General features: G+C 52.3%; 15 protein-coding genes. 1 reads left to right on the plus strand and 14 read right to left on the minus strand.

Annotated features, from left to right (window positions below):
• Positions 1-10: 10 nt before the first annotated feature.
• Both NTX59_13560 and NTX59_13565 read right to left on the minus strand, forming a co-directional pair.
• On the minus strand, positions 11-2,215 hold the full coding sequence (locus NTX59_13560; protein MCX5786703.1) for a hypothetical protein: 2,205 nt from the start codon (positions 2,213-2,215) through the stop codon (positions 11-13).
• A 210-nt stretch (positions 2,216-2,425) separates the two neighbouring features.
• Positions 2,426-3,775, minus strand: a complete 1,350-nt coding sequence (locus tag NTX59_13565; protein MCX5786704.1) for a MiaB/RimO family radical SAM methylthiotransferase — start codon at positions 3,773-3,775, stop codon at positions 2,426-2,428.
• A gap of 415 nt (positions 3,776-4,190) precedes the next feature.
• On the opposite strand from NTX59_13565, the gene NTX59_13570 reads away from it, so the two are divergent.
• Entirely contained in the window at positions 4,191-4,856 is a 666-nt protein-coding gene (locus NTX59_13570) for a hypothetical protein (protein ID MCX5786705.1), read from the plus strand.
• 79 nt (positions 4,857-4,935) lie between these two features.
• Here NTX59_13570 and NTX59_13575 read toward each other — a convergent pair whose 3' ends face one another.
• The 12 genes from NTX59_13575 to NTX59_13630 form a co-directional block, all read right to left on the minus strand.
• Complete coding sequence (locus NTX59_13575) at positions 4,936-5,871, minus strand: hypothetical protein (protein MCX5786706.1); 936 nt, start codon at positions 5,869-5,871, stop codon at positions 4,936-4,938.
• The gene (locus NTX59_13580; protein MCX5786707.1) at positions 5,868-6,953 is read right to left on the minus strand and encodes a DNA methyltransferase; all 1,086 of its coding nucleotides are present in this window, start codon (positions 6,951-6,953) and stop codon (positions 5,868-5,870) included. The genes NTX59_13575 and NTX59_13580 overlap by 4 nt, the downstream gene beginning before the upstream one ends.
• Positions 6,954-7,552: 599 nt before the next feature.
• Complete coding sequence (locus NTX59_13585) at positions 7,553-8,263, minus strand: RsmE family RNA methyltransferase (GenBank protein MCX5786708.1); 711 nt, start codon at positions 8,261-8,263, stop codon at positions 7,553-7,555.
• A gap of 140 nt (positions 8,264-8,403) precedes the next feature.
• On the minus strand, positions 8,404-9,528 hold the full coding sequence (gene dnaJ / locus NTX59_13590; GenBank protein ID MCX5786709.1) for a molecular chaperone DnaJ: 1,125 nt from the start codon (positions 9,526-9,528) through the stop codon (positions 8,404-8,406).
• 81 nt (positions 9,529-9,609) lie between these two features.
• A complete protein-coding gene (gene dnaK, locus NTX59_13595) occupies positions 9,610-11,502 on the minus strand; it encodes a molecular chaperone DnaK (GenBank protein MCX5786710.1) in 1,893 nt (630 codons plus the stop codon).
• 38 nt (positions 11,503-11,540) lie between these two features.
• On the minus strand, positions 11,541-12,221 hold the full coding sequence (locus NTX59_13600; GenBank protein ID MCX5786711.1) for a nucleotide exchange factor GrpE: 681 nt from the start codon (positions 12,219-12,221) through the stop codon (positions 11,541-11,543).
• A 16-nt stretch (positions 12,222-12,237) separates the two neighbouring features.
• Positions 12,238-13,350 carry a heat-inducible transcriptional repressor HrcA gene (hrcA, locus tag NTX59_13605; protein ID MCX5786712.1) on the minus strand — a complete coding sequence of 371 codons (1,113 nt, stop codon included), beginning with the start codon at positions 13,348-13,350 and terminating at the stop codon, positions 12,238-12,240.
• A 105-nt stretch (positions 13,351-13,455) separates the two neighbouring features.
• Positions 13,456-14,622: an aldo/keto reductase gene (locus NTX59_13610; GenBank protein ID MCX5786713.1), complete on the minus strand. Its 1,167-nt coding sequence runs from the start codon at positions 14,620-14,622 to the stop codon at positions 13,456-13,458.
• 19 nt (positions 14,623-14,641) lie between these two features.
• Entirely contained in the window at positions 14,642-15,460 is an 819-nt protein-coding gene (locus tag NTX59_13615) for an oxidoreductase (GenBank protein ID MCX5786714.1), read from the minus strand.
• Between the two features lie 10 nt (positions 15,461-15,470).
• The gene (locus tag NTX59_13620) at positions 15,471-15,800 is read right to left on the minus strand and encodes a pyrimidine dimer DNA glycosylase/endonuclease V (protein MCX5786715.1); all 330 of its coding nucleotides are present in this window, start codon (positions 15,798-15,800) and stop codon (positions 15,471-15,473) included.
• Complete coding sequence (locus NTX59_13625; GenBank protein MCX5786716.1) at positions 15,797-16,891, minus strand: beta-N-acetylglucosaminidase domain-containing protein; 1,095 nt, start codon at positions 16,889-16,891, stop codon at positions 15,797-15,799. The genes NTX59_13620 and NTX59_13625 overlap by 4 nt, the downstream gene beginning before the upstream one ends.
• Positions 16,892-17,137: 246 nt before the next feature.
• On the minus strand, positions 17,138-18,583 hold the full coding sequence (locus tag NTX59_13630) for a tetratricopeptide repeat protein (GenBank protein ID MCX5786717.1): 1,446 nt from the start codon (positions 18,581-18,583) through the stop codon (positions 17,138-17,140).
• Positions 18,584-18,638: the final 55 nt, after the last annotated feature.

An 18,638-nucleotide genomic window follows, 5' to 3' on the forward strand; every position in this document is an offset into this window, starting at 1 on the left:
ATAGAAAAACTTAACGCAGCATAAGTTCGAGTATCAGGTCCAGCGCGGAAGAGTGGTTGAAATTTTCGGCGGTCAGATGCCGTAAAAAGAGGCCTGACGGGGAAAAAACATTTTCCAGGTCATCGAACTTTTCCGAGGGGATATCACCCGTGCAAATAAGTCCGGCGGCTTTGGAGGCTGAAACGTTTTTCAGTATAAAATTAGGATTTGCATCCTGTTCATAAACTTTAACAAAGGCGCGGCGCACAAACATCGGCTTGGTCTCGGATTTCAGGCAAATAGCGTCAAGCTCTGAAAGTATTGAGGTCATCAATGACTCATTCCCCTCCGAATAGAGAAACGCCACGGTTATTATCCGCTCTTGCGGAACAGCCGCGGGCGGCTGTTTTTTAGAGAGCGTATCCAAGCTGCGGCTTTGTGAGCGCTTCGAAAAGTCGGACTGGCCGGGTTCGTCACTGACCGCATGTTCATACTCTCCGGAGGACGAGGATGAAGCAATTACAAGCGTCTTGTCGTCTTCGAAAGGATTTTTACCGGCAGGAGCGGCGCCGGGTTCTTCTATCACCAGGCCGCCGTCCTCGGGCGGCAGTGGGGCCCCGGCAACCGGCTTAGCGGGAGAAACGGCCGGAGCCGGTTCCAGCTCAAGGCCGCCGTAGCCGGACGGAGTCTGTTCCGCGCCGGCAGCTGTTGGCGCAGCCGCAGGTGTCTTATCGTCTCCAAAAGGATTTTTACCGGCAGGAGCGGCGCCGGGTTCTTCTATCACCAGGCCGCCGTCCTCGGGCGGCAGTGGGGCCCCGGCAACCGGCTCAGCGGGAGAAATGGCCGGAGCCGGAGCCGGTTCCAGCCCAAGGCCGTCAGAGTCGGACAACACAAGCCCCTGTATTTCGGCTTCGGTCGGATTAAGCTCCGGCTTTTTTTCACTTAAAGTCGTGGATGCGGCCTCTTCGCCGGTAACTGTTGCAGGTTCCGCCGCAGGCCTGGCAGTTTGCCCGAAGGCGTCAGCCAGGGTATCGGCATTTTGCGGCCCGGTTTGGCCTTCATCGGTTAATGCGGGTTTGTCAAGCTTCTGCTCCGGAGTTTCAGCGCCGGATGGATTAGATCCTATCGGAGAAGATTCCGTATCCGGCTGGCTGACCCCGCTCTTTTGGGGTAAACTGTCGGTTTTCAACATATCGTTGGGAAGGTTACTCCCCTCTTCCTGTGCCAAAAGGGCGGGGCCTGGCACATTCGGGTCAGACTCTTTCCCCTGCAAAATATTAAACATGCCATCTGCGTCAGGGATACCGGGATCTGCGGTTGCCTCATAAGAACCGGCGCCCCCGCCCGCTTTTCCGGCTTCAGGCGCTTCGGAGGCCAACTCAGGTGGGCTGGTTTCAGTATCCTGCGAGGGCAGCTCGGCGGAAACTGTATCCCCCGCATCTGCGGCAGATGTTGGAGTGAAACTGCCCTGCACCCCCTCCCCGGCGGCTGTGACACTGGCCTGTCGCTGGCCTATGGCGTTGTCAGCGACTGAAGCATCGGGCGGATTTACCGGTCCCTCTTCCGGAGCGGAAAGTCCATCTTCAATATCCCGCCCGCCTGTATTACCAAAAAGCGGAGCCGCCTCTATAGGCGCTGGACCCAAAGGTTCATTTTCAACAGGTTCAGGCGCCAGATCAGAAGCGCCATCCCGGCCCGAGGCAATCAAAGGTTTTTCAGGAGTTTCCTTACGGGTTTCAGCCTTGGCCGCTATTTCTTCCAGGGTAAATTCTGCGGGCACGGAAAGCCCGATTGGCTTAGTTTCCAAACCCGCATTTTTAAAACCGCTCTCCAAAACCCCAGCTTCCTGTTTTTCAGGCAAGGGTTCATTCTTTTTCGGCCCTGTTTCATCCCCGGCAAACAAAGACTCGCCAAGGCTTTGGATCACGATTTTTTCAGGTTCCGCCCCGGCAGGGGAATCGGGCGCCTTAAGGGAAACGGGTTCTTGCGCGGCCGGTGTTTGCAATTCGCTCTCTGTTTCGGCTTCGAGCCGGGTTTTTTGTTCCCGCGGGGAGGAATCCGGCGGCTCCGGCGGCGTTGCCGCCTTTTGCTCATTGGCGGGGCTTTCAAACACCACCGGTTTAAGCTCCGGCAGCTTTATGCCGTCAAGAAGTGAAGGCATGCGGTTAAGCAGCCCGTTTAAATCAGAGAGAATGTCGTGTATGGACTCTTTTTTCTTGCCGTTTTTCTCTGCCATATCAGTTCCCCCGCCGCAGCGCTCCGCCGATTCAACAAAAGGCGGAGCCTTTTAGAATATTAATGATAAATAATACGCAAAGCCCGTTTATTTGGCTTTGTAATTAATTATAGCAAGTTTTTTGAAAGTTCTTGGGTAGGACAAAGACAGTAATCGGTAGCCGGTAATCCGTAACCAGTGTGAAAGACCACCTTTACAACCGCTTACCGGTTATTGGTTACGGCTTCCCGCTCCCACAACTTCCCCGAGGCAACAGCCGCTTTCGGCGCCTGTAATTTTTACATTGTAAAGCCCGCCAGGTTCAAGGCGGCCCTCCACGGAGATATTTAAAAAATTATCAGCCAGCCCAAGCGAGCGGCTTGCCCCGCCCTTTTGGGGAAAGCTGCCGGTGTGGAATATATCGGCGGGAGGGTTAAGCTCCGCTTCCCGGGCCAAAAGGGCGGGGTCCGCCTGATTTTTGAGTATAAGAACTTCAAGCTCTCCGCCTATCATGGAGGCCGCGAAAACGGCCCTTAGTTCCGCATCCAGTTCATGCAGCGCGGCTGAGCGGGCTTTTACGATTTGGGGGCTAAGCGGTTTAAGGGACGCGGCCGCGGTGCCGGGCCTGCTTGAATAGCTGAAAATATGCAGCCCGGAAAACTCACAGCGCTTTATAAACGCCAGTGTGTCGTCAAAATCTTGCAGGGTTTCGCTGGGGTAGCCGGTTATAACGTCGGTGTAAAGACCCGCGCACGGAAAAACCGCCCTTATAAAGCCGACTTTACACAGGTAAGAGGCCGTGTCATAGGGGCGGCGCATCTCTTTTAAAACCTTGTCCGAACCGGACTGCAGGGGCAGGTGAAAATACGGGCAGAATTTTTTCCCGCCGCGCGCGAGGATCGTCATCAGACCCTCGGAAATCTCCATCGGCTCGAGCGAAGAGAACCTTAAACGGAACTCGCCTGGAAGTGCCAGCAGGCGCTCCATTAAACCGCCCAGATCAAGGCCGGTTTCAGGGCAGTTATACATGCCAAGCCGCGTGCCGCAAAGCACTATTTCTTTAAATCCCGCCATGATCAGATTTTTAATTTCATTTTCAGCCGCCAAAGCGGGCTTTGAACTTATAGAACTGCGCGCTTTGGGAACCAGGCAGTAACTGCATACCAGATTGCAGCCATCCTGCAATTTCACAAAAGCCCGCGTGCGACCTTCAAAACGGCTTACGGCGAAAGCATCGGGCTTGAAAGGCGCGCCGCAAAGTTCGAATGGGATCTTTTCTTTGTCGGTGTTGTTGAAAATAAGCGCGGCGGGCGCGATGGAAAGTATTTTTTTGGGGTCAAGGGTGGCCAGGCAGCCGGTGACGGCTATGCGCGCTTTGGGGTTTGAGCCGGCTATCTTTTTAAGGAATTTTACGGCGTCGCGATCGGCGTATTCGGTGACGCTGCAGGAATTGATCAGTACCAGGTCCGCCGAAACCAGGTCCGAGGTGGCGCTGTGCCCCAGGGCGGCGAACTTTTCAAGCAGGCTCTGAGTTTCCACCTGATTAACGCGGCACCCAATGGTTTTAAAGTAAACTTTCACCCCCACATTCTACAAATTCCCGTGCGCTCGAAGTAAGGAGAGCCGATGGGTTCTCCGCGCGCTCCAATACTTGTGTAGGTGCCGTATCAAGGACGGTGTCCATCAGACGGCCAAGACCGGGTTTTTGGGTGGTAAGTCCGGGGTCCTCCGCCGGCTCCGGAACGCGCCGGCCCGCACAGCGGTCCGGCTTGAACGGTCCTCGCCGTCCCTCATGGTAGGGATACGCTCCAGACCCCGGCCTTAAAATCCTACAAGGAGCGCGCGAAAAACCCGCCGGCTCTTTCTTATCTCTTAATTGTGAAAATTTTTTTATTATAATGTCCCCCGCCCTTATTTTGACACTTCTGATTTACCCACCCATTAGGAGGTGACGGGTGATTTTTTTGTATTATGGTCTTTTACGCGGAGTATGATTATGAAAAATAACGAAAGACCTTCATTATGGCAGTTGTTCAGGGATGAATTGCATCGAGAACATAAAGGGATGGCCGCGTATACCCGTCTGGGAATAGTTTCATATTACGCGATATTGGTGATTTTTACTTTTATTGAAAAAATTGCTTCTACCGAAGGCTTTTTTATCGGTATGGGCAGGATATTGGCGGTGGCTGTCCTTGTTGCTCTCTTCATGTTTTCCACCAGTGAAAGCTCCGTAAGTGATATAGAAGGCACGCTCAATGAAGGGAACGGCGGAGGTTATACGGACTGGTTGTGGCACCGGGCCAGTCTGGTTCTGTTATTGGCTTCGCTCATCGCAACAGCGTACGAATTTTACAGGGGCAATATCTGGGGCGGGGTGCTCTATCTTGGCTATCCGGCGTGGAAGTGCTGGTTAATGCTTGAATTGCGCAGGACGCGCATATCCCACGCAATGATACGCACCTGGCGTGGCTGGCGGACGGTTCTAATGGTTTGCGGGACCGGGGCCGCGATTTTTGCGGTACTGCTGTTCTTAACCGGCGGCGGGCCATACCTGCCGACGACCATTAGGATCCAGATCTATCCCGCCGGGCTTATTGTCTGTCTGTTAGGAGTTGTTTTTTCCGTCATCGCCGCCGGCGACGACTTGCTCTTACCTTAACCTGCGGAACTCAAAAGGGAACTCAAAAGGTAGCGTCTACCTTTTTGTATAGACAGGCTCAGAATCTAAAACAACACCTTTATTTACCCACTGGTTTAATCTGAGCCACGATAGCGGTTTTGTTAAGGAGAGTCCAAAGGTCTTTGAATAAAAAATGATCAAATGTACGAATATGATCTTTGAGGATTTTTTCCGTGAGCATATTAGGACGGATATCAAAATAATAAACGCCATCCAGGGGGTTCAGCTTAATCGTATATCCCTTGAAGTGCCCCGGCAGGAAGGTGGCGTTTACGCCGTATTCTTTTGGCGTCTTCCCTTTTCTCTGGACATCGTTAAGAAATATAGCGATGTGTGGAACATTTTTACCTGTAAGCCGGGCTAATAGGAACTTATCTACGAAGATCTTGTCCAATCTGTCTTTGCTGCTTGTTTTTACCGACCCAATAATTTTTACAAGCGCCCCAGACTTAATAATCAGGTCGTGCTGGTAGCTCATTATAAAATCTGCGTCGCCGTCTTTCATTTTAACAGGGACACTAACGACCCCTGACGTGCAATCAATACCAACCCGGACTAAAATCAGCCGGATAAGCCGTTCAAATAAATCGCCATTAATTTTACGGGCTTTATTGGAAAGCCCTGCCGGCAAAGCATCTAAAGAGGCCCCTATTGACTGCTGAATTGTGTAGACGGCGCGGTTAACAACTTCTCGGTTCATGGGTGTGTCCATCCCCTTCACCCCGTCGAGGACCTTAAGAAACTGAATCAGCTGCTGCTTTGCTGTCTTGCCCGTATATAGCAGATCGTAATTCAAAGGTCTTGTTACGCTGAATGTCTCATTCTTAAATTGGAGGAATCGATAATGTGTTTCATTTCGTGAAACGATTTCGGCTTGAATATTGCTTGGTGTTCCTACGAAGTCCATAAAGGCTTCGCAGAATTCAACATAGTTTTTTAAATCTTTGAAATTTTCTTTATTGGAGGCAATTTTAACCAATTTATTTAAGGTCATCGGATGCTCTCTCTTCTTTTGGCTATATCAGCATCGAATTTTATCCATTCTTGAACTGAACGTCTACTTATAGAATTAAGACGATTAACAGCAAATTCATTATACTCTTTGCTGTAATCACATCCATACCATCGCCTGCCAAGTTGTTCCGCAGCAACTAATGTCGTTCCTGAACCAGAAAAAGGATCCACTATAAGGTCTCCCGGATTTGAGGAGGCTAATACAATCTTTCGGAGAAGTTCTTCTGGCTTTTGTGTCGGATGTGGTGTCTTTTCTCCCATTCCATTACATGTTGTAGGAATATCCATTACATCTTTAGGCTTAGCGCCTTTTGGATTCGGGATCCAATTCTCGCGGGGTTTATTGTTTGCACTTTTACCGTACTGGCTTGTTTCAGCTTGAGGATGACTGGGATATTTTAGCGTGTGGGCACCATAAGGAATTCTTACGGCATCAATATTAAAGATAAAGTTTTTTCCTTTTCTGAAATGGACAATGCTTTCGTGGGAGCGGCCCCAATCATTTCCAAGATTCGCTTTGTTTTTGTAATGCCATATAATCCACCTGCAACTTTCAAAGAAAGGCATTGCTGCAACCTTAATATCTGCCAGAATTTCCGTAAACCCACATATGTATAATGTGCCGTTTGGTTTTAATATCCTCGCTGATTCTTTAATCCACTCTTTTGACCATGAGACATAATGGTCGGAGCTTTCGAATCTATCCCAATCAGCTTTTTTAATATTGTATGGCGGGTCAGCGAAGACGAGATCAACTGATTCAGCTTGTAAACTCTTTAGCCAGACAAGAGAGTCGCCGAGAAAGAGCTTCCCTTGTTGTTTTTTATAATATAATTGGACAGATTTATCAGGGTTCTTTTCCCCCTCAAGTTTTGTCAAGAAAGGGTTTTTCCCTCTAGGCGGTGAGTGAAAGTGGATTGGTAATACAAGAGGATTTATTATGGTAGAGGATTTTGCCTTAGCCATGGTGGACATATCTATATTATAACTAATTTGGAATAACCCCTCTTGTACAAGCTTTTCCTTTGAGATGGAAGGAGTTCCTTTCTCTAACTTAAACATAATTCCTCCGTATTTATTAAATAGCATAGCAGACCAACGCGACAACTGGTTGTCGCGTTGAAAAAAGCTATTTTTGAAGTTTTTTGGGAAAATTAGAGGGAATTCAAAGGTAGCGTCTACCTTTTTGCCGTTTAAGGCTGGCTTCGACCGACGGGTGGGATATTGTGATGTATCGTGAAAAAGGGCGGGGATATTTATGAAAAGGTAGCGTCTACCTTTTTGCCGTTTAAGGCTGGCTTCGACTGACGGGCGGGATATTGTGATGTGTCGTAAAAAGGGCGGGGCTATTTATATTTTTAAGGAAGCGCCGGGGGATAGGCCCAAGAAAGGTGATAAGCCAAGGGGTGGCGAGGGTGCGGGTTCGGCGGGCCTTCACGGAGGCCGAGGCTTGCGCAGCGCCGAGGCCGAGTGGTGAGGCGCGCGCACTGTGTGCGCGACGCCGCGCCCGACGGGCCCGCACCCTCGACAGGCCCCCGCACTTTTTCCAACGGAGGCCAAAGTGCGGGGCAAGCCCCGACTATAATTCTCGCGGTTCTCAAATCCAAAGCCACTCAACCCGGCGTTTCAGCTTCTCCGGGGCACGTGAAACTTGGGAGTGTTTATCCGAGGGTGTTCAGGAGGGCGCAGGTGCCGGCCAGACAGGCGGTTTCGGCCCTCAGGGTATACTTTCCGAGATCAAGCGGCAGCACGCCTTTTCCGGCGGCAAAATCAAGCTCGCCTTTGGTAAAGCCGCCCTCCGGCCCCACAAAAAGCCGGATATCCGTTTTCCCGGCGAGAGCGAGCGCGATTTCCGCCGCGCTTTTTCCTCCCGGCATAGCCAAAACGGAAGGAACACCCTCCAAAAGCAGATCGTCAAATTTCCGGGGCTTCTCAAGGCCGGGCAGACGGCCGCGGCCGCACTGCTTTGAAGCTGAAAGAATTATATTATTAAGACGCAAGGACCTGCGCTTCCAGTCGCTGAAAAGGTCGAACTGCGACCTGGAACTCATTACCGGCTGGAAAGTTTCCACCCCCGCCTCGGTGCAGTGCTCAAGCAGGCTCTCCATCGCAGCGCGGGAAACCACTGCAAAACAAAGAGTAAGTTTGAGCTTATAATAAGAACTTTCTATGTCATCTTGAATGGAGCCTGAAACGATACCGTCCTCTATTTCTTCTATTAAAGCCGAATAACGGACTCCCTGCCCGTCAAAAATCTCTATCCGGTCGCCTTTTTTCCCGCGGGCGGCTCTGACTATGTGGCGGGACTCTTCTTCGCCTGCAAAAAATCGTCCGTCCCTGATATTTTCCCTGGGAATAAAGTATTGGGGCATGGTCTTTTTATTGAAATCGACAAATTAGTGTAGAGTAAATAGTGTAGAGTGTAGAGATCAAGGCAAAAATTTAAGATTTAAGATTTTTAAATTTATATTCTCTGTCTTTATACTCTACACTATCTACTATCCACTCTACACTAACCAAGTATCTTTTTAAAAAAACTTTTTTCTTCTTCTTTGTGCTGCGGCGGAGGCGTTTCCCCGAAAGAGGCGGCAAGGGCTTCAAAGAGCTCGCGCTGTTTCGGGGTGAGATCGTGCGGGATCTCGACTTTTACCCTTACAAGCAGATCCCCCCTTTTTTTAAGGCCGGCCGCGGGCATCCCTTTTTCATGCACGCGCAAAACCTTGCCGTGCTGCGTGCCCTGCGGAAGTCTTAATTTTACCCGGCTGCCTTCTATCACAGGCACCTCAACTTCCGCGCCAAGAGCGGCCTGCGCCACGCTTACAGGGCACTCATAAACCAGATCCGAGCCCTGCCGTTCAAAATGCGTATTATGCTTTATCGCGACCTGTATATAAAGGTCGCCGGAGGCCCCGTCGCGCGACCCCGCGTCGCCCGCGCCGGAAACCCTGAGCACGGTGCCTTCCTCAACGCCGGCCGGAATTTTTATATTCAGCGAAGCGGCTTTCCTTTTGCGCCCCGAACCGCCGCAATCCCTGCAGGGAGAGCTTACAACCTCTCCCTGGCCGCCGCAATCGGGGCAGGTCTGGCTGAAGGAAAAAAAGCCCTGCGCGTACTGCACACGGCCGGAGCCGCGGCAGGTGGGGCATTTTTTAAGGCTGGTTTTGGGCTTTGCCCCTGTGCCGCCGCAGATCTCGCAGATCTCGGTGCGGTCAAAATTCACCGGGACTTTCACCCCGTTGAAGGCCTCTTCCAGCGTGATCTCTGTGCCGTACTTCAGATCCGCGCCGCGCCTTTGGCGGGGGCTGCGGCTGCGCCCGCCCTGCTCGAAAAAGTTATCAAAAATGTCGCCGAAAATGTCCCCGAAGTCCGCGTTCTGGAAGCCTCCGAACCCTCCGGCTCCGCCGCGGCCGGCCTTCAGACCTTCCGCGCCGAACTGGTCGTAAATTCTGCGTTTCTCGACGTTGGATAATACGCCGTAGGCCTCGTTTATTTCCTTAAAGACGCCCTCGGAATCTTTATTGCCGGGGTTGCGGTCCGGGTGGTGTTTAAGCGCCAGATTGCGGTAGGCCGTTTTTATCTCATCCGGGCCGGCGTTTCTGGCCACGCCAAGAAGTCTATAATAATCGGTTGAGGACATAATATAAAGACAGCGTACAGGGGCCAGCGTATAGGGGTTAGTACTACAACTCGCTATACGCTATCCCCTGGCCGCTATACGCTACTTCTTCTCATCCACCACTTCGGCGTCCACTACATCTTCTTTTTTCGCGCCGGCTGAGGCCTTAGCGCCTTCTGGTTCCACGCCCGGCGCGCCCTGAGGGTCCGCCTGAGCTCCGGCTCCGCCCGGACCGGCCTTCTCCTGGGAATCCTTGTATATAGCCTCGCCCAGTTTCTGCGAGACCGTAAGCGTTTCTTCCTTGGCTTTGCGCATCTTTTCGGGGTCGTCGCCTTTAATCGCTTCCTTCAGCTCGCCCACAGCGCGCTCTATGGCAAGGCGGTCATCGGCGGAAACTTTATCGCCGTGTTCCTTAAGGGCCTTCTCGGTGGAGTAGAGCACGGTGTCGGCCTCGTTTTTGGCCTCCACTTTCTCTTTGTATTTTTTATCCTGCTCCGAAAACTGCTCGGCCTGTTTCACGAACTTGTCTATGTCGGCTTTGGACAGCTTGTTCGGGGCCGAGATGGTGATGTGCTGGGCCTTGCCGGTGCCCAGGTCTTTGGCGGAAACCTGGAGCAGGCCGTTGGCGTCTATATCAAAAGTCACCTCTATCTGCGGCCTGCCGCGCGGCGCCGGAGGTATGCCGTCCAGGTCGAACTTTCCCAAAGGCACATTGTCGCCGGCCATAGCGCGCTCACCCTGCAGCACATGTATGGTAACGGCCGGCTGGTTGTCCGCCGCGGTCGAGAACACCTGCGTCTTTTTTACCGGGATGGTGGTGTTCTTGTCTATCAGGCGGGTCATCACACTGCCGAGCGTTTCAATCCCGAGCGAGAGCGGAGTGACATCCAGCAGAAGAACATCTTTGACATCGCCGGTGAGCACTGCGGCCTGCACGGCCGCGCCCGAAGCCACGCATTCCATGGGGTCTATGCCGTGCTCGATCTTTTTGCCCACGGAATCCTCGACGAAGCGGTGCACGATAGGCATGCGGGTGGGGCCGCCCACGAATATGATGCGATGGATGTCGGAGCTTTTAAGCTTGGCATCGGCGAAAGCGGTGTCTATGGACTTCTGGCAGCGCTTTACTATGGGTTCGACCAGAGATTCAAGCTTGGCGCGGGAGAACTTCAGCGCCATGTGCTTCGGGCCCGAGGCGTCGGCCGACAGGAAAGGCAGATTGATCTCGGTTTCCATCACGGTTGAAAGCTCGATTTTGGCTTTCTCGGAAGCTTCCCGGATCCTCTGCATGGCGGTCGAATCTTTTTTCAGGTCAATCCCGGTGTCTTTGCGGAACTCGTCGGTAATATACTCCACCATGGCGTTATCCATGTCGGTGCCGCCAAGCTGGGTATCGCCGGAAGTGGAAATAACGTCAAAAGTGCCTTCCTTTCCGAGTTCCATAATAGTGACATCCAGCGTGCCGCCGCCGAGGTCAAACACCATTATCTTCTGGTCCTTGCCCTCTTTGTCTATGCCATAGGCGAGCGCGGCCGCCGTGGGCTCGTTTACCAGGCGCACGACCTCAAGACCCGCTATCGTGCCGGCGTCTTTGGTGGCCTGACGCTGGTTATCGTTAAAGTAAGCGGGCACGGTGATAACGGCCTTTTCGATCTTTTCACCCAGGAAAGCCTCGGCGTCCTTCTTGACTTTCTGCAGAAGGTAAGCCGAAAGCTGCTGGGGCGTAAACTTTTTTCCGCCTATCGTGTATTCGTGGCCGGTTCCCATTTTACGTTTAAAGGCTGAAACTGTGCCTTCCGGATTTGCCACGGCCTGACGGCGGGCAGGTTCGCCGACCAGCATCTGGCCGTCTTTTGTAAAAGCCACATAGGACGGAAAAGCCTTGCCGCCCAGAGTGGTGCCCTCGGCCGACGGAATGATGGTGGTCTTTCCGCCTTCCATCACCGCCGCCGCGGTATTTGAAGTTCCCAAGTCTATTCCTATTATCTTTGACATATTAGTTTCCTCCAAAAATACTTGTTTTACTTAAATTTTTACTCCCCAAATTCTGATTTTTCATTTTTCACTTCCCCCGTTTCTTCCGCCGGGGGCGGCGCTTTCTTCCTGGCTATTTTTACTCTTGCCGGCCTGAGCACTTTGTCGCCGTAATAAAACCCTTTCTGCAGTTCCTCCGTTACCAGGCCGTCGTTGGATTCGTCTCCGTCCACCACGCCAAGTATATCGGTGGCCATCGGGTCGTAAGGCTTGCCGACCGGTTCCATGGGCCTGATGCCTTCGTCTTCAAAAACCTTTGAAAACGCCTTGAATATCATTTCAAGGCCCTTTACTACATCCTCCACCTGTTTCACCTCCGCGCCGTCCTGCAATTTTCCCACATGCTGATGGGCCGCCAGCAGCATATCATAGAGCGGCAGGAACCTTAATATCGCCTCCGACTTTCCCCAGTTGATAAGCGAAGGGCGCTCTTTTTCCATCCGCTTGCGGTAATTTTCAAAATCCGCCTTCAATTGCACAAGCTGGGCATAATAATCAGGCGGCTCTTTTGCGCCCCCGGGCGGCACGGTGTCACCCACGGCGGCGGCGTTTTTGGGCGCCCCGGACTTGAGCGTATTCAAGCCGTCGCCGCAAACACACTCGCAGTTTTCCACGCCGGGCTGTCCGTTTTCCTGCTCTTTTTGCGTTTCCTGCGCTTTATGTTTTTTACTTTTATCCATAATGTTCCCATACTTCTTATTCTTCAAAGTCCATTCCTTCCCATTCACCCAGCATCTCCTCCACCATGGAACTTACATTGTCCACTATGGAGATCATGCGCGGGTATTCCATACGCTTGTAGCCGAGTATCCCCACAAGCCCTATCGCCCTGTTGTTTACGCAGTAGGAAGATGATACCAGGCTGAAATTCTTGAACTCCTTCACGGCATTCTCCGAGCCGATAGTGACATCCACCTGGTGTTTATGTTCCTCCGGGCCGGTCAGGGAACGGCTCTTAAGGGCGCAATCCCGCAGGCGCTCCCTGAGCATGCCGGAAAATCTATCTTTTTCCTCCATCAGTCGTGCCACGCTGCGGATATCCTCGAAATTATCAGCTTCAATATTCTCATAAATGCGGTTGAGGCCTTCAAAATAAAGCTGGTCGTCGTTCTTCGCCAGATTACTGAAATAATCGGCAAGTTTTCCAAGCAATTCGTCCTGGCCGGAGCCGCCCGATTTGCGCGGGAATTCTTTCCAGATAACTCGGGGGATATCGGCCACGGGCAGGTCTTTCAGTCGCCTGTTTAATTTTATGGAGAGCGTTTTTACCGCGCTTTTTTCAAGCGGTTTATCAAGCTGGAAAGCCGCGTGCTTCATAAGCCCCGAATGAGCGAACAGCACTGACAGCACGCTTTTCGGGCCCAGGCTTATAAGGTCAATGCGCTTTAAGCTGTCCTGGTCCATATCTGCTGAAATAACAAAACCGGCCCACTTCGACATGTCCGCCAGCATTTTTGAGGTATGTTTTAAAAAGCCGTCCAGCTGCTCAACGCGGCGCTCATAATCGTCTTCCACGCGCCCTTTCTCCGTGACGGCGAGCTTCTGCAGGCGGAGGATATTGTCCACATAGGCGCGGTAACCCCTGTCGGAAGGGATGCGGCCGCCGGAGGTGTGGGCCTGGAACAGGTAGCCGGTTTCTTCAAGCTCCTTTAATATGTTCCTTATAGTGGCGCTGGAAACATTAAAGCGCCCCTCGGAAGCTATAAGCTCGGAGCTTACCGGGCGGCCGGTGCTTACATAGTTATACACCACCCAGTTAAGGATCTTGTCTCTGCGGTCCTGAGCCGCTTCGGGTTTTAAAACTCTCATGGCAATCCTCAAAAACCGCCCGATTATTTTTAGCAATCGATATGTCCGACTGCTAAAAATATTATACACCATGCGCTCTTAATTGTCAATAGGTTAGCCTGAGTGCTAATTATGCCGGATAGGCTCCTGCTTTTCTTCCAGCGTGCCGGCTACTTTGGGCATCCATTCGCTTATAGGTATTTTCTGCGGGCATTTTTCCACGCAGGCCCGGCAGCCCACACAGGTTTTGGCCCGTTCGCATTCATCCATAAAACGCATGTACCTGAAACGGGCGGCTTTAACATCCTCATAAATTTCAGCCGCGTTATACAGCTCAAAATTGAACGGGATATTCACGCCGTTCGGGCAAGGCATGCAATAGCCGCATCGAGTGCACGGAACAGCCGTTCTTTCTTCCAGTTTTTTTCTCGCGTTCGCGATAAGAGCCAGCTCTTCAGCTTTCAGGGAATTCACCTCCGCGGCTCCCGCTGTGCGGAGATTTTCCTCAAGCTGCGCCATCGCGCCCATGCCGCTCAGCAGAAGAGAAACTTCCGGCTGGTTCCAAACCCAGCGCAGCGCCCAATCGGCCGGGGTACGCTTTTTCGGAAATGCCTCAAATACTTTTTTTACCGCCGCCGGAGGACTGGCCAAAGCGCCGCCCCTGAGCGGCTCCATCACTATTACGCCAAGCCCCTTTGAAGCCGCGTATTTCAGACCTTTTGCGCCGGCCTGGTAATCCGTGTCCATGTAGTTATATTGTATTTGGCAGAAAGTCCAGCCGTCATAGGCGTCAACTATCTTCGGGAAAGCCTCGCAGCTGTCATGGAAAGAAAAACCCAAATGCCCTATCCTGCCGTCCTTGATAGCGGCTTGCGCCCTTTCCAGCATTTTAAATCTGAGCACCAGTTCCCAGCGCTCTTCGCTGAGGGCGTGCAGCAGATAAAAATCGATATGGTCCGTCCGGAGTTTCTTCAACTGCTCATTTAAGAACATGTCAAAATCTTCCGGCTTTTTTATAAGCCACACAGGCGATTTTGTGGCAAGCTTCACTTTCCGCCTGTAGCCGTCCATCAGGGCTTTACCCAGCACAAGTTCGCTGTTGCCGTTGTGATACGGATAGGCAGTGTCCACATAATTTATCCCGCGCTCTATGCCGCAGCGTATCATCTTTATGGCTCCGGCCTCGTCTATATTAGGGCTGGACGGCGCGCCGTCAACGCAGGGCAGGCGCATACAGCCGAAGCCCAGCGCCGAAGGTTTCCAGTCAAGTTTGCCGAAATTCCTGTATTTCATAATTGTAAGGCTGAAGCCCTCAGCCTCTTAAAGCAAACCGCAGGGCCGCGTCCAGCACACGGTCGGGCAGCAGCCATTTAATGAACAGTATCGCTTTGGCCTGAAAAGTCACTACGTAGCGGGCGGCCGGACATTTGGAGCGAAGGGCCTTAAGGATTACCACGGCCACGGCTTCCGGCCCTGGCGCCCCCTTCCGGTAACCGGCCCTGAATTTATTGGTCAGATTATCGGCAAGCCGGGCATAAGGGCCTGAACCGGAGTATTTTGAAAGGTTCGCCAGCGTCACTCCGTCCCATTCGGTTTTTATCGGGCCCGGTTCTATAATTATTATCTTTATCCCGAAGCGGCCGACCTCAAGGCGCAGGGCGTCGGAGTATGCTTCAACGGCATGTTTGGTGGCGTGGTACCAGCCGCCAAGCGGCGTGGTTAGCTTGCCGGCGATGGAAGAAATGTTTATTATTTTGCCTGAACCCTGCTTGCGCATTATGGGCAGAACCAGCTGGGTAAGGCGGGCCAGGCCAAAAACATTCACATCGAACTGGCGGCGGGCTTCGGACATAGGTACATCTTCAATGGCGCCGTGGGCTCCGTAGCCGGCGTTGTTTATAAGTATGTCAATACGACCCTCCGCCCTAAACACAGTGTCTACAGCATTGTTTAAAGACGCCTCATCGGTCACATCAAGTGATAAGATTTCGGCGCCAAGCGGCTCAAGTTCTTTAAGCTTATCAATCCGGCGCGCACCCGCGTAAACCGTATATCCCTTTTTTAGCAGCAGTTCCGCCGTGGCCCTGCCGATACCGGACGACGCGCCAGTTACCAGAACGATCTCAGCCATAGTTCAGTCCTTATGCGCGGCAGGCGCAGCCTTTTTCCCGCAACAGTTTCAACTGCCTCCGTGGTGGATCTATATATTTATTTTGCGTGGCCCGGCCCGTGGCCAGCCGCTTGTCCAAAGGGCTTCTGTGGGAATAGCCCCTACAAGCCATCTCAGCAACCAGCCTTGCATGGCGCAGATACAGAGCCTTTAGACTGCCGTGCCAGCGCAGCGTCTCAGGATGCCTGGCATAGCCTTTTTTCCCCTGCGTCAGTATTACCCAGACCGCATGGAGCTCCCGGTGCTCGCCAAGCAGATGATTGCGGCAAAGCCTGCGCGGAGCCACGTCCCATATTCTCATTGCGTCAGGAATAAATCTTTTGTCACCGTGTATTTTCCATCCAGCCAGTCTATTATTTCCTGCGCGGCCTGGGCGGTAAAATTCTGCTTTGAGGCCAGAAAAGGGCGGTAGGCTTTGCGCAGTTGTTCTTTTTCTTCTTCCGGCAGCTGGTCCAGGCCCCTGTCCATAAAAGCCGGCAGATCGCCATCCAGCCAACTGGCCATTTCCTGGCAGGTTACCGTTTCGGCGGCGCTCAGGAAAGCCATATCGGGGCGGTAAGCCGCGCCCTGTTCGTAGCTCAGCTTAAGAGTGAGCAGCACGATTTTAGAAAGCGCAGGCTGATTCATGGGGTTAACCGAATGGGCGGACAGCCATTTGCCGATTTCGGCGGGACGGCCTGTCATTGGCCGCAGGTGCAGGAACTTGCACATCCTGGGTCCGTCATTAACCGGGTAATTGTCCCAAAGGAAGGGTTTGCGCCCAAGGAACCCGGCGGCGGCGCGCAGATGTTCTTCGCTGTAAGATTTTGAGCAGACCAGCTCCCCCGTCCAGAAAAGGCTGACTTTTGCGTCCAGGCCGCGGCCCAGACTCCCCAGATAATCCTCCGGCATTTTGCCGAAGAGTTTTTCAAGCACGGGGTCCAGTGAATAATAGGTCGGGCAAAAAATGAATTGTTTCGCGGTGGAACGCGAGGCTATCCAGTTCACTATCTCTATCTGGCGTTCGGCAAGGTTCGGCAAGTCGCCTTTCATGTCATCCATCAGTATGCCGAGTTTATCAACGCCTATGCGGTTGAAGGCGTCTATGCGGTTCCGCAAAAGGCCGCGCACTTCGTCGTTAAACGGCGAGAGGTAAATTTCGTACGGACTGAAACCCAGGCCGAATTCTATGCCGGCGGCGCGGCACTGCGCGGACAGGCGCGTCAGGTTTTCTTCAAGGTCTTTGGGGAACGGCTCGCGCCATTTCTTGCGCAGGCAGGCGTCGGCCTTCGGGGCATAGATGTAAAAGGAAAACCCGTGCTCTTTAAGGAAAGCTGCCCACCCGGCCCGCTCCGCCCAGCTCCACGGCTCACCGTAAAACCCCTCAATCACGCCGATTTGAGTGTTAGTCATTGTATCCCTCTGCATTTAAGCGTTTAAACGGCATCTTTTAAACTGGTCAATTCTATCGGTTAAGATCTGGATTATTCTGCTTCTCCCAAAGTCCGAGGAATTCAACGGAATACTATTTGCCGGCCGATTGCTGCCAAGCGATCGCCATGTTTTTTCCGGAACACCCTGATTGATAAATTCAATGTGGCGTAAAAAAAGGCTCCTGCCGACTTTTGACCCCAAAAGTCGGCAGGAGCCCGATATTTCCTATTTGAACGCTATAGAATCAAAATATTTCTGCGCTTTTTTAGCCAACGGGTCTTCGGGATATTTTTCCGTGATCTTCGTGTAGTATTCCCTGGCTTTGTCAAAGTTCTTGTTTTTTTCGAAGGCCTGGCCGGCCGTAAGAATGGCTTTCGGAGCCTGCGCATTGTCCGGATAATCGGCCGCTATTCTGTCATACATCTGAATTTCAGTATCCAGGTCTTTCATATCCTTCCTGGCTATTTCGGCGGCTAAGTAGAGCGCGTCTATGGCTTTCCCGCCTTTAAATTTATCCGCCAGCCTGCCCAGCACATCCACAGCCTCCTTAGGTTTCGACATCTCATCGCGCAGGATACGGGCTTCGGAATTGAAGGCGGTATACACCTCCGTTTTATCCGGATAAAGCGTGATCATTTTTTCATAAACATCCACGGCAAGAGGATACTGTTTCTGGTGTTCCGAAAGCCTGGCCAGCTGGCGATAAGCCATCCACGCTTCGTCGGTTCCGGGGAAGTTAGCGGCGATATCCTGATAGACTTTTATCGCGGCATTATAATCCTTGATGTTATTTGCAAGCACCCCGCCCAGCGAGCTTTTGGCCCTGAGCAGGAACCGGCTGTCCGGGTAAACCTGGATCAATCTTTCATAAGCCAGTCTGGCGGAGAGATATTCTTCTTTTTTGGAATGAAGATTCCCAAGCACAAGCTGCACTCCATCCCGCCCGGCGTACAAAGGGAACCTGCTGAAAAATTCCCGGAATTCCGCCGCGGCAGGCACATAAAAAACTTCTCCGGCGCCGTCCGCCAGCTTTTCAAGGAACAGCGCAATCCTTTCCGCTTTATCACCTGTCTCAGGGGCTGTCGCTATTTCATTTAACACGGGTTTTGTTTTTTTATCTATTTTCTTTTCGATCGTTTCATTCAGAAGCTTCCTGACATCCGCGTTGAATTTGGAGTCCGGATATTCCTGCGTATGTTTTAAAAGGTCCACGATCGCGGATTTATAGTCTCCCAGTTTCAGATGGAGGCGGGCTTTTAAAAGCCGGGCCTCATCGGCATATTCGCTGTCGGGATAAAGCTTCAGCCAGTCGGTCAGCTGCACAAGTATGGCGGCCGCGACATCCTCATCCTTATCTTCCCCGTATGTTTTAAGGAATTTCCACTCAACTTCCATAATGCCCGCGGGCGCCGCGGCTTTGAGCCCGATGTTCGCGGGCGCAGACAAAGGCCTTTCCTGCGGTTCCGCATTTTCGGCAACGGACACGGACTCTTTTGACTGTTCGGATAATTTCCGGGGCGCGGACTCAACTCCGGTCGAAGCGGGCGGGGTGGCGTCGCCGCTGATAACGGCGGCAGCATCTTTCTCCGCGGGTTCATCCTGGGCCGGGGTCTGCGCAATGCAGACAAACGGCAAGATTAACAATAAAATAAAAACCTTGGACCGTATCATTAATGTTTCCTCCGAATAAATTCTTATTGACTATATTAGCTATTTAAGGCAAGGC

The sequence above is a fragment of the Elusimicrobiota bacterium genome (assembly GCA_026388155.1).
In the GTDB taxonomy this organism is placed as follows: Bacteria; Elusimicrobiota; Elusimicrobia; order Elusimicrobiales; family UBA9959; genus UBA9634.

Bases quoted from the DNA above. Each gene is read 5' to 3' on its own strand.
- NTX59_13560 (MCX5786703.1), bottom strand. From the start codon at position 2,215: ATGGCAGAGAAAAACGGCAAGAAAAAAGAGTCCATACACGACATTCTC.
- NTX59_13570 (MCX5786705.1), top strand. From the start codon at position 4,191: ATGAAAAATAACGAAAGACCTTCATTATGGCAGTTGTTCAGGGATGAA.
- NTX59_13575 (MCX5786706.1), bottom strand. From the start codon at position 5,871: ATGACCTTAAATAAATTGGTTAAAATTGCCTCCAATAAAGAAAATTTC.
- NTX59_13580 (MCX5786707.1), bottom strand. From the start codon at position 6,953: ATGTTTAAGTTAGAGAAAGGAACTCCTTCCATCTCAAAGGAAAAGCTT.
- NTX59_13585 (MCX5786708.1), bottom strand. From the start codon at position 8,263: ATGCCCCAATACTTTATTCCCAGGGAAAATATCAGGGACGGACGATTT.
- dnaJ (MCX5786709.1), bottom strand. From the start codon at position 9,528: ATGTCCTCAACCGATTATTATAGACTTCTTGGCGTGGCCAGAAACGCC.
- dnaK (MCX5786710.1), bottom strand. From the start codon at position 11,502: ATGTCAAAGATAATAGGAATAGACTTGGGAACTTCAAATACCGCGGCG.
- NTX59_13600 (MCX5786711.1), bottom strand. From the start codon at position 12,221: ATGGATAAAAGTAAAAAACATAAAGCGCAGGAAACGCAAAAAGAGCAG.
- hrcA (MCX5786712.1), bottom strand. From the start codon at position 13,350: ATGAGAGTTTTAAAACCCGAAGCGGCTCAGGACCGCAGAGACAAGATC.
- NTX59_13610 (MCX5786713.1), bottom strand. From the start codon at position 14,622: ATGAAATACAGGAATTTCGGCAAACTTGACTGGAAACCTTCGGCGCTG.
- NTX59_13615 (MCX5786714.1), bottom strand. From the start codon at position 15,460: ATGGCTGAGATCGTTCTGGTAACTGGCGCGTCGTCCGGTATCGGCAGG.
- NTX59_13620 (MCX5786715.1), bottom strand. From the start codon at position 15,800: ATGAGAATATGGGACGTGGCTCCGCGCAGGCTTTGCCGCAATCATCTG.
- NTX59_13625 (MCX5786716.1), bottom strand. From the start codon at position 16,891: ATGACTAACACTCAAATCGGCGTGATTGAGGGGTTTTACGGTGAGCCG.
- NTX59_13630 (MCX5786717.1), bottom strand. From the start codon at position 18,583: ATGATACGGTCCAAGGTTTTTATTTTATTGTTAATCTTGCCGTTTGTC.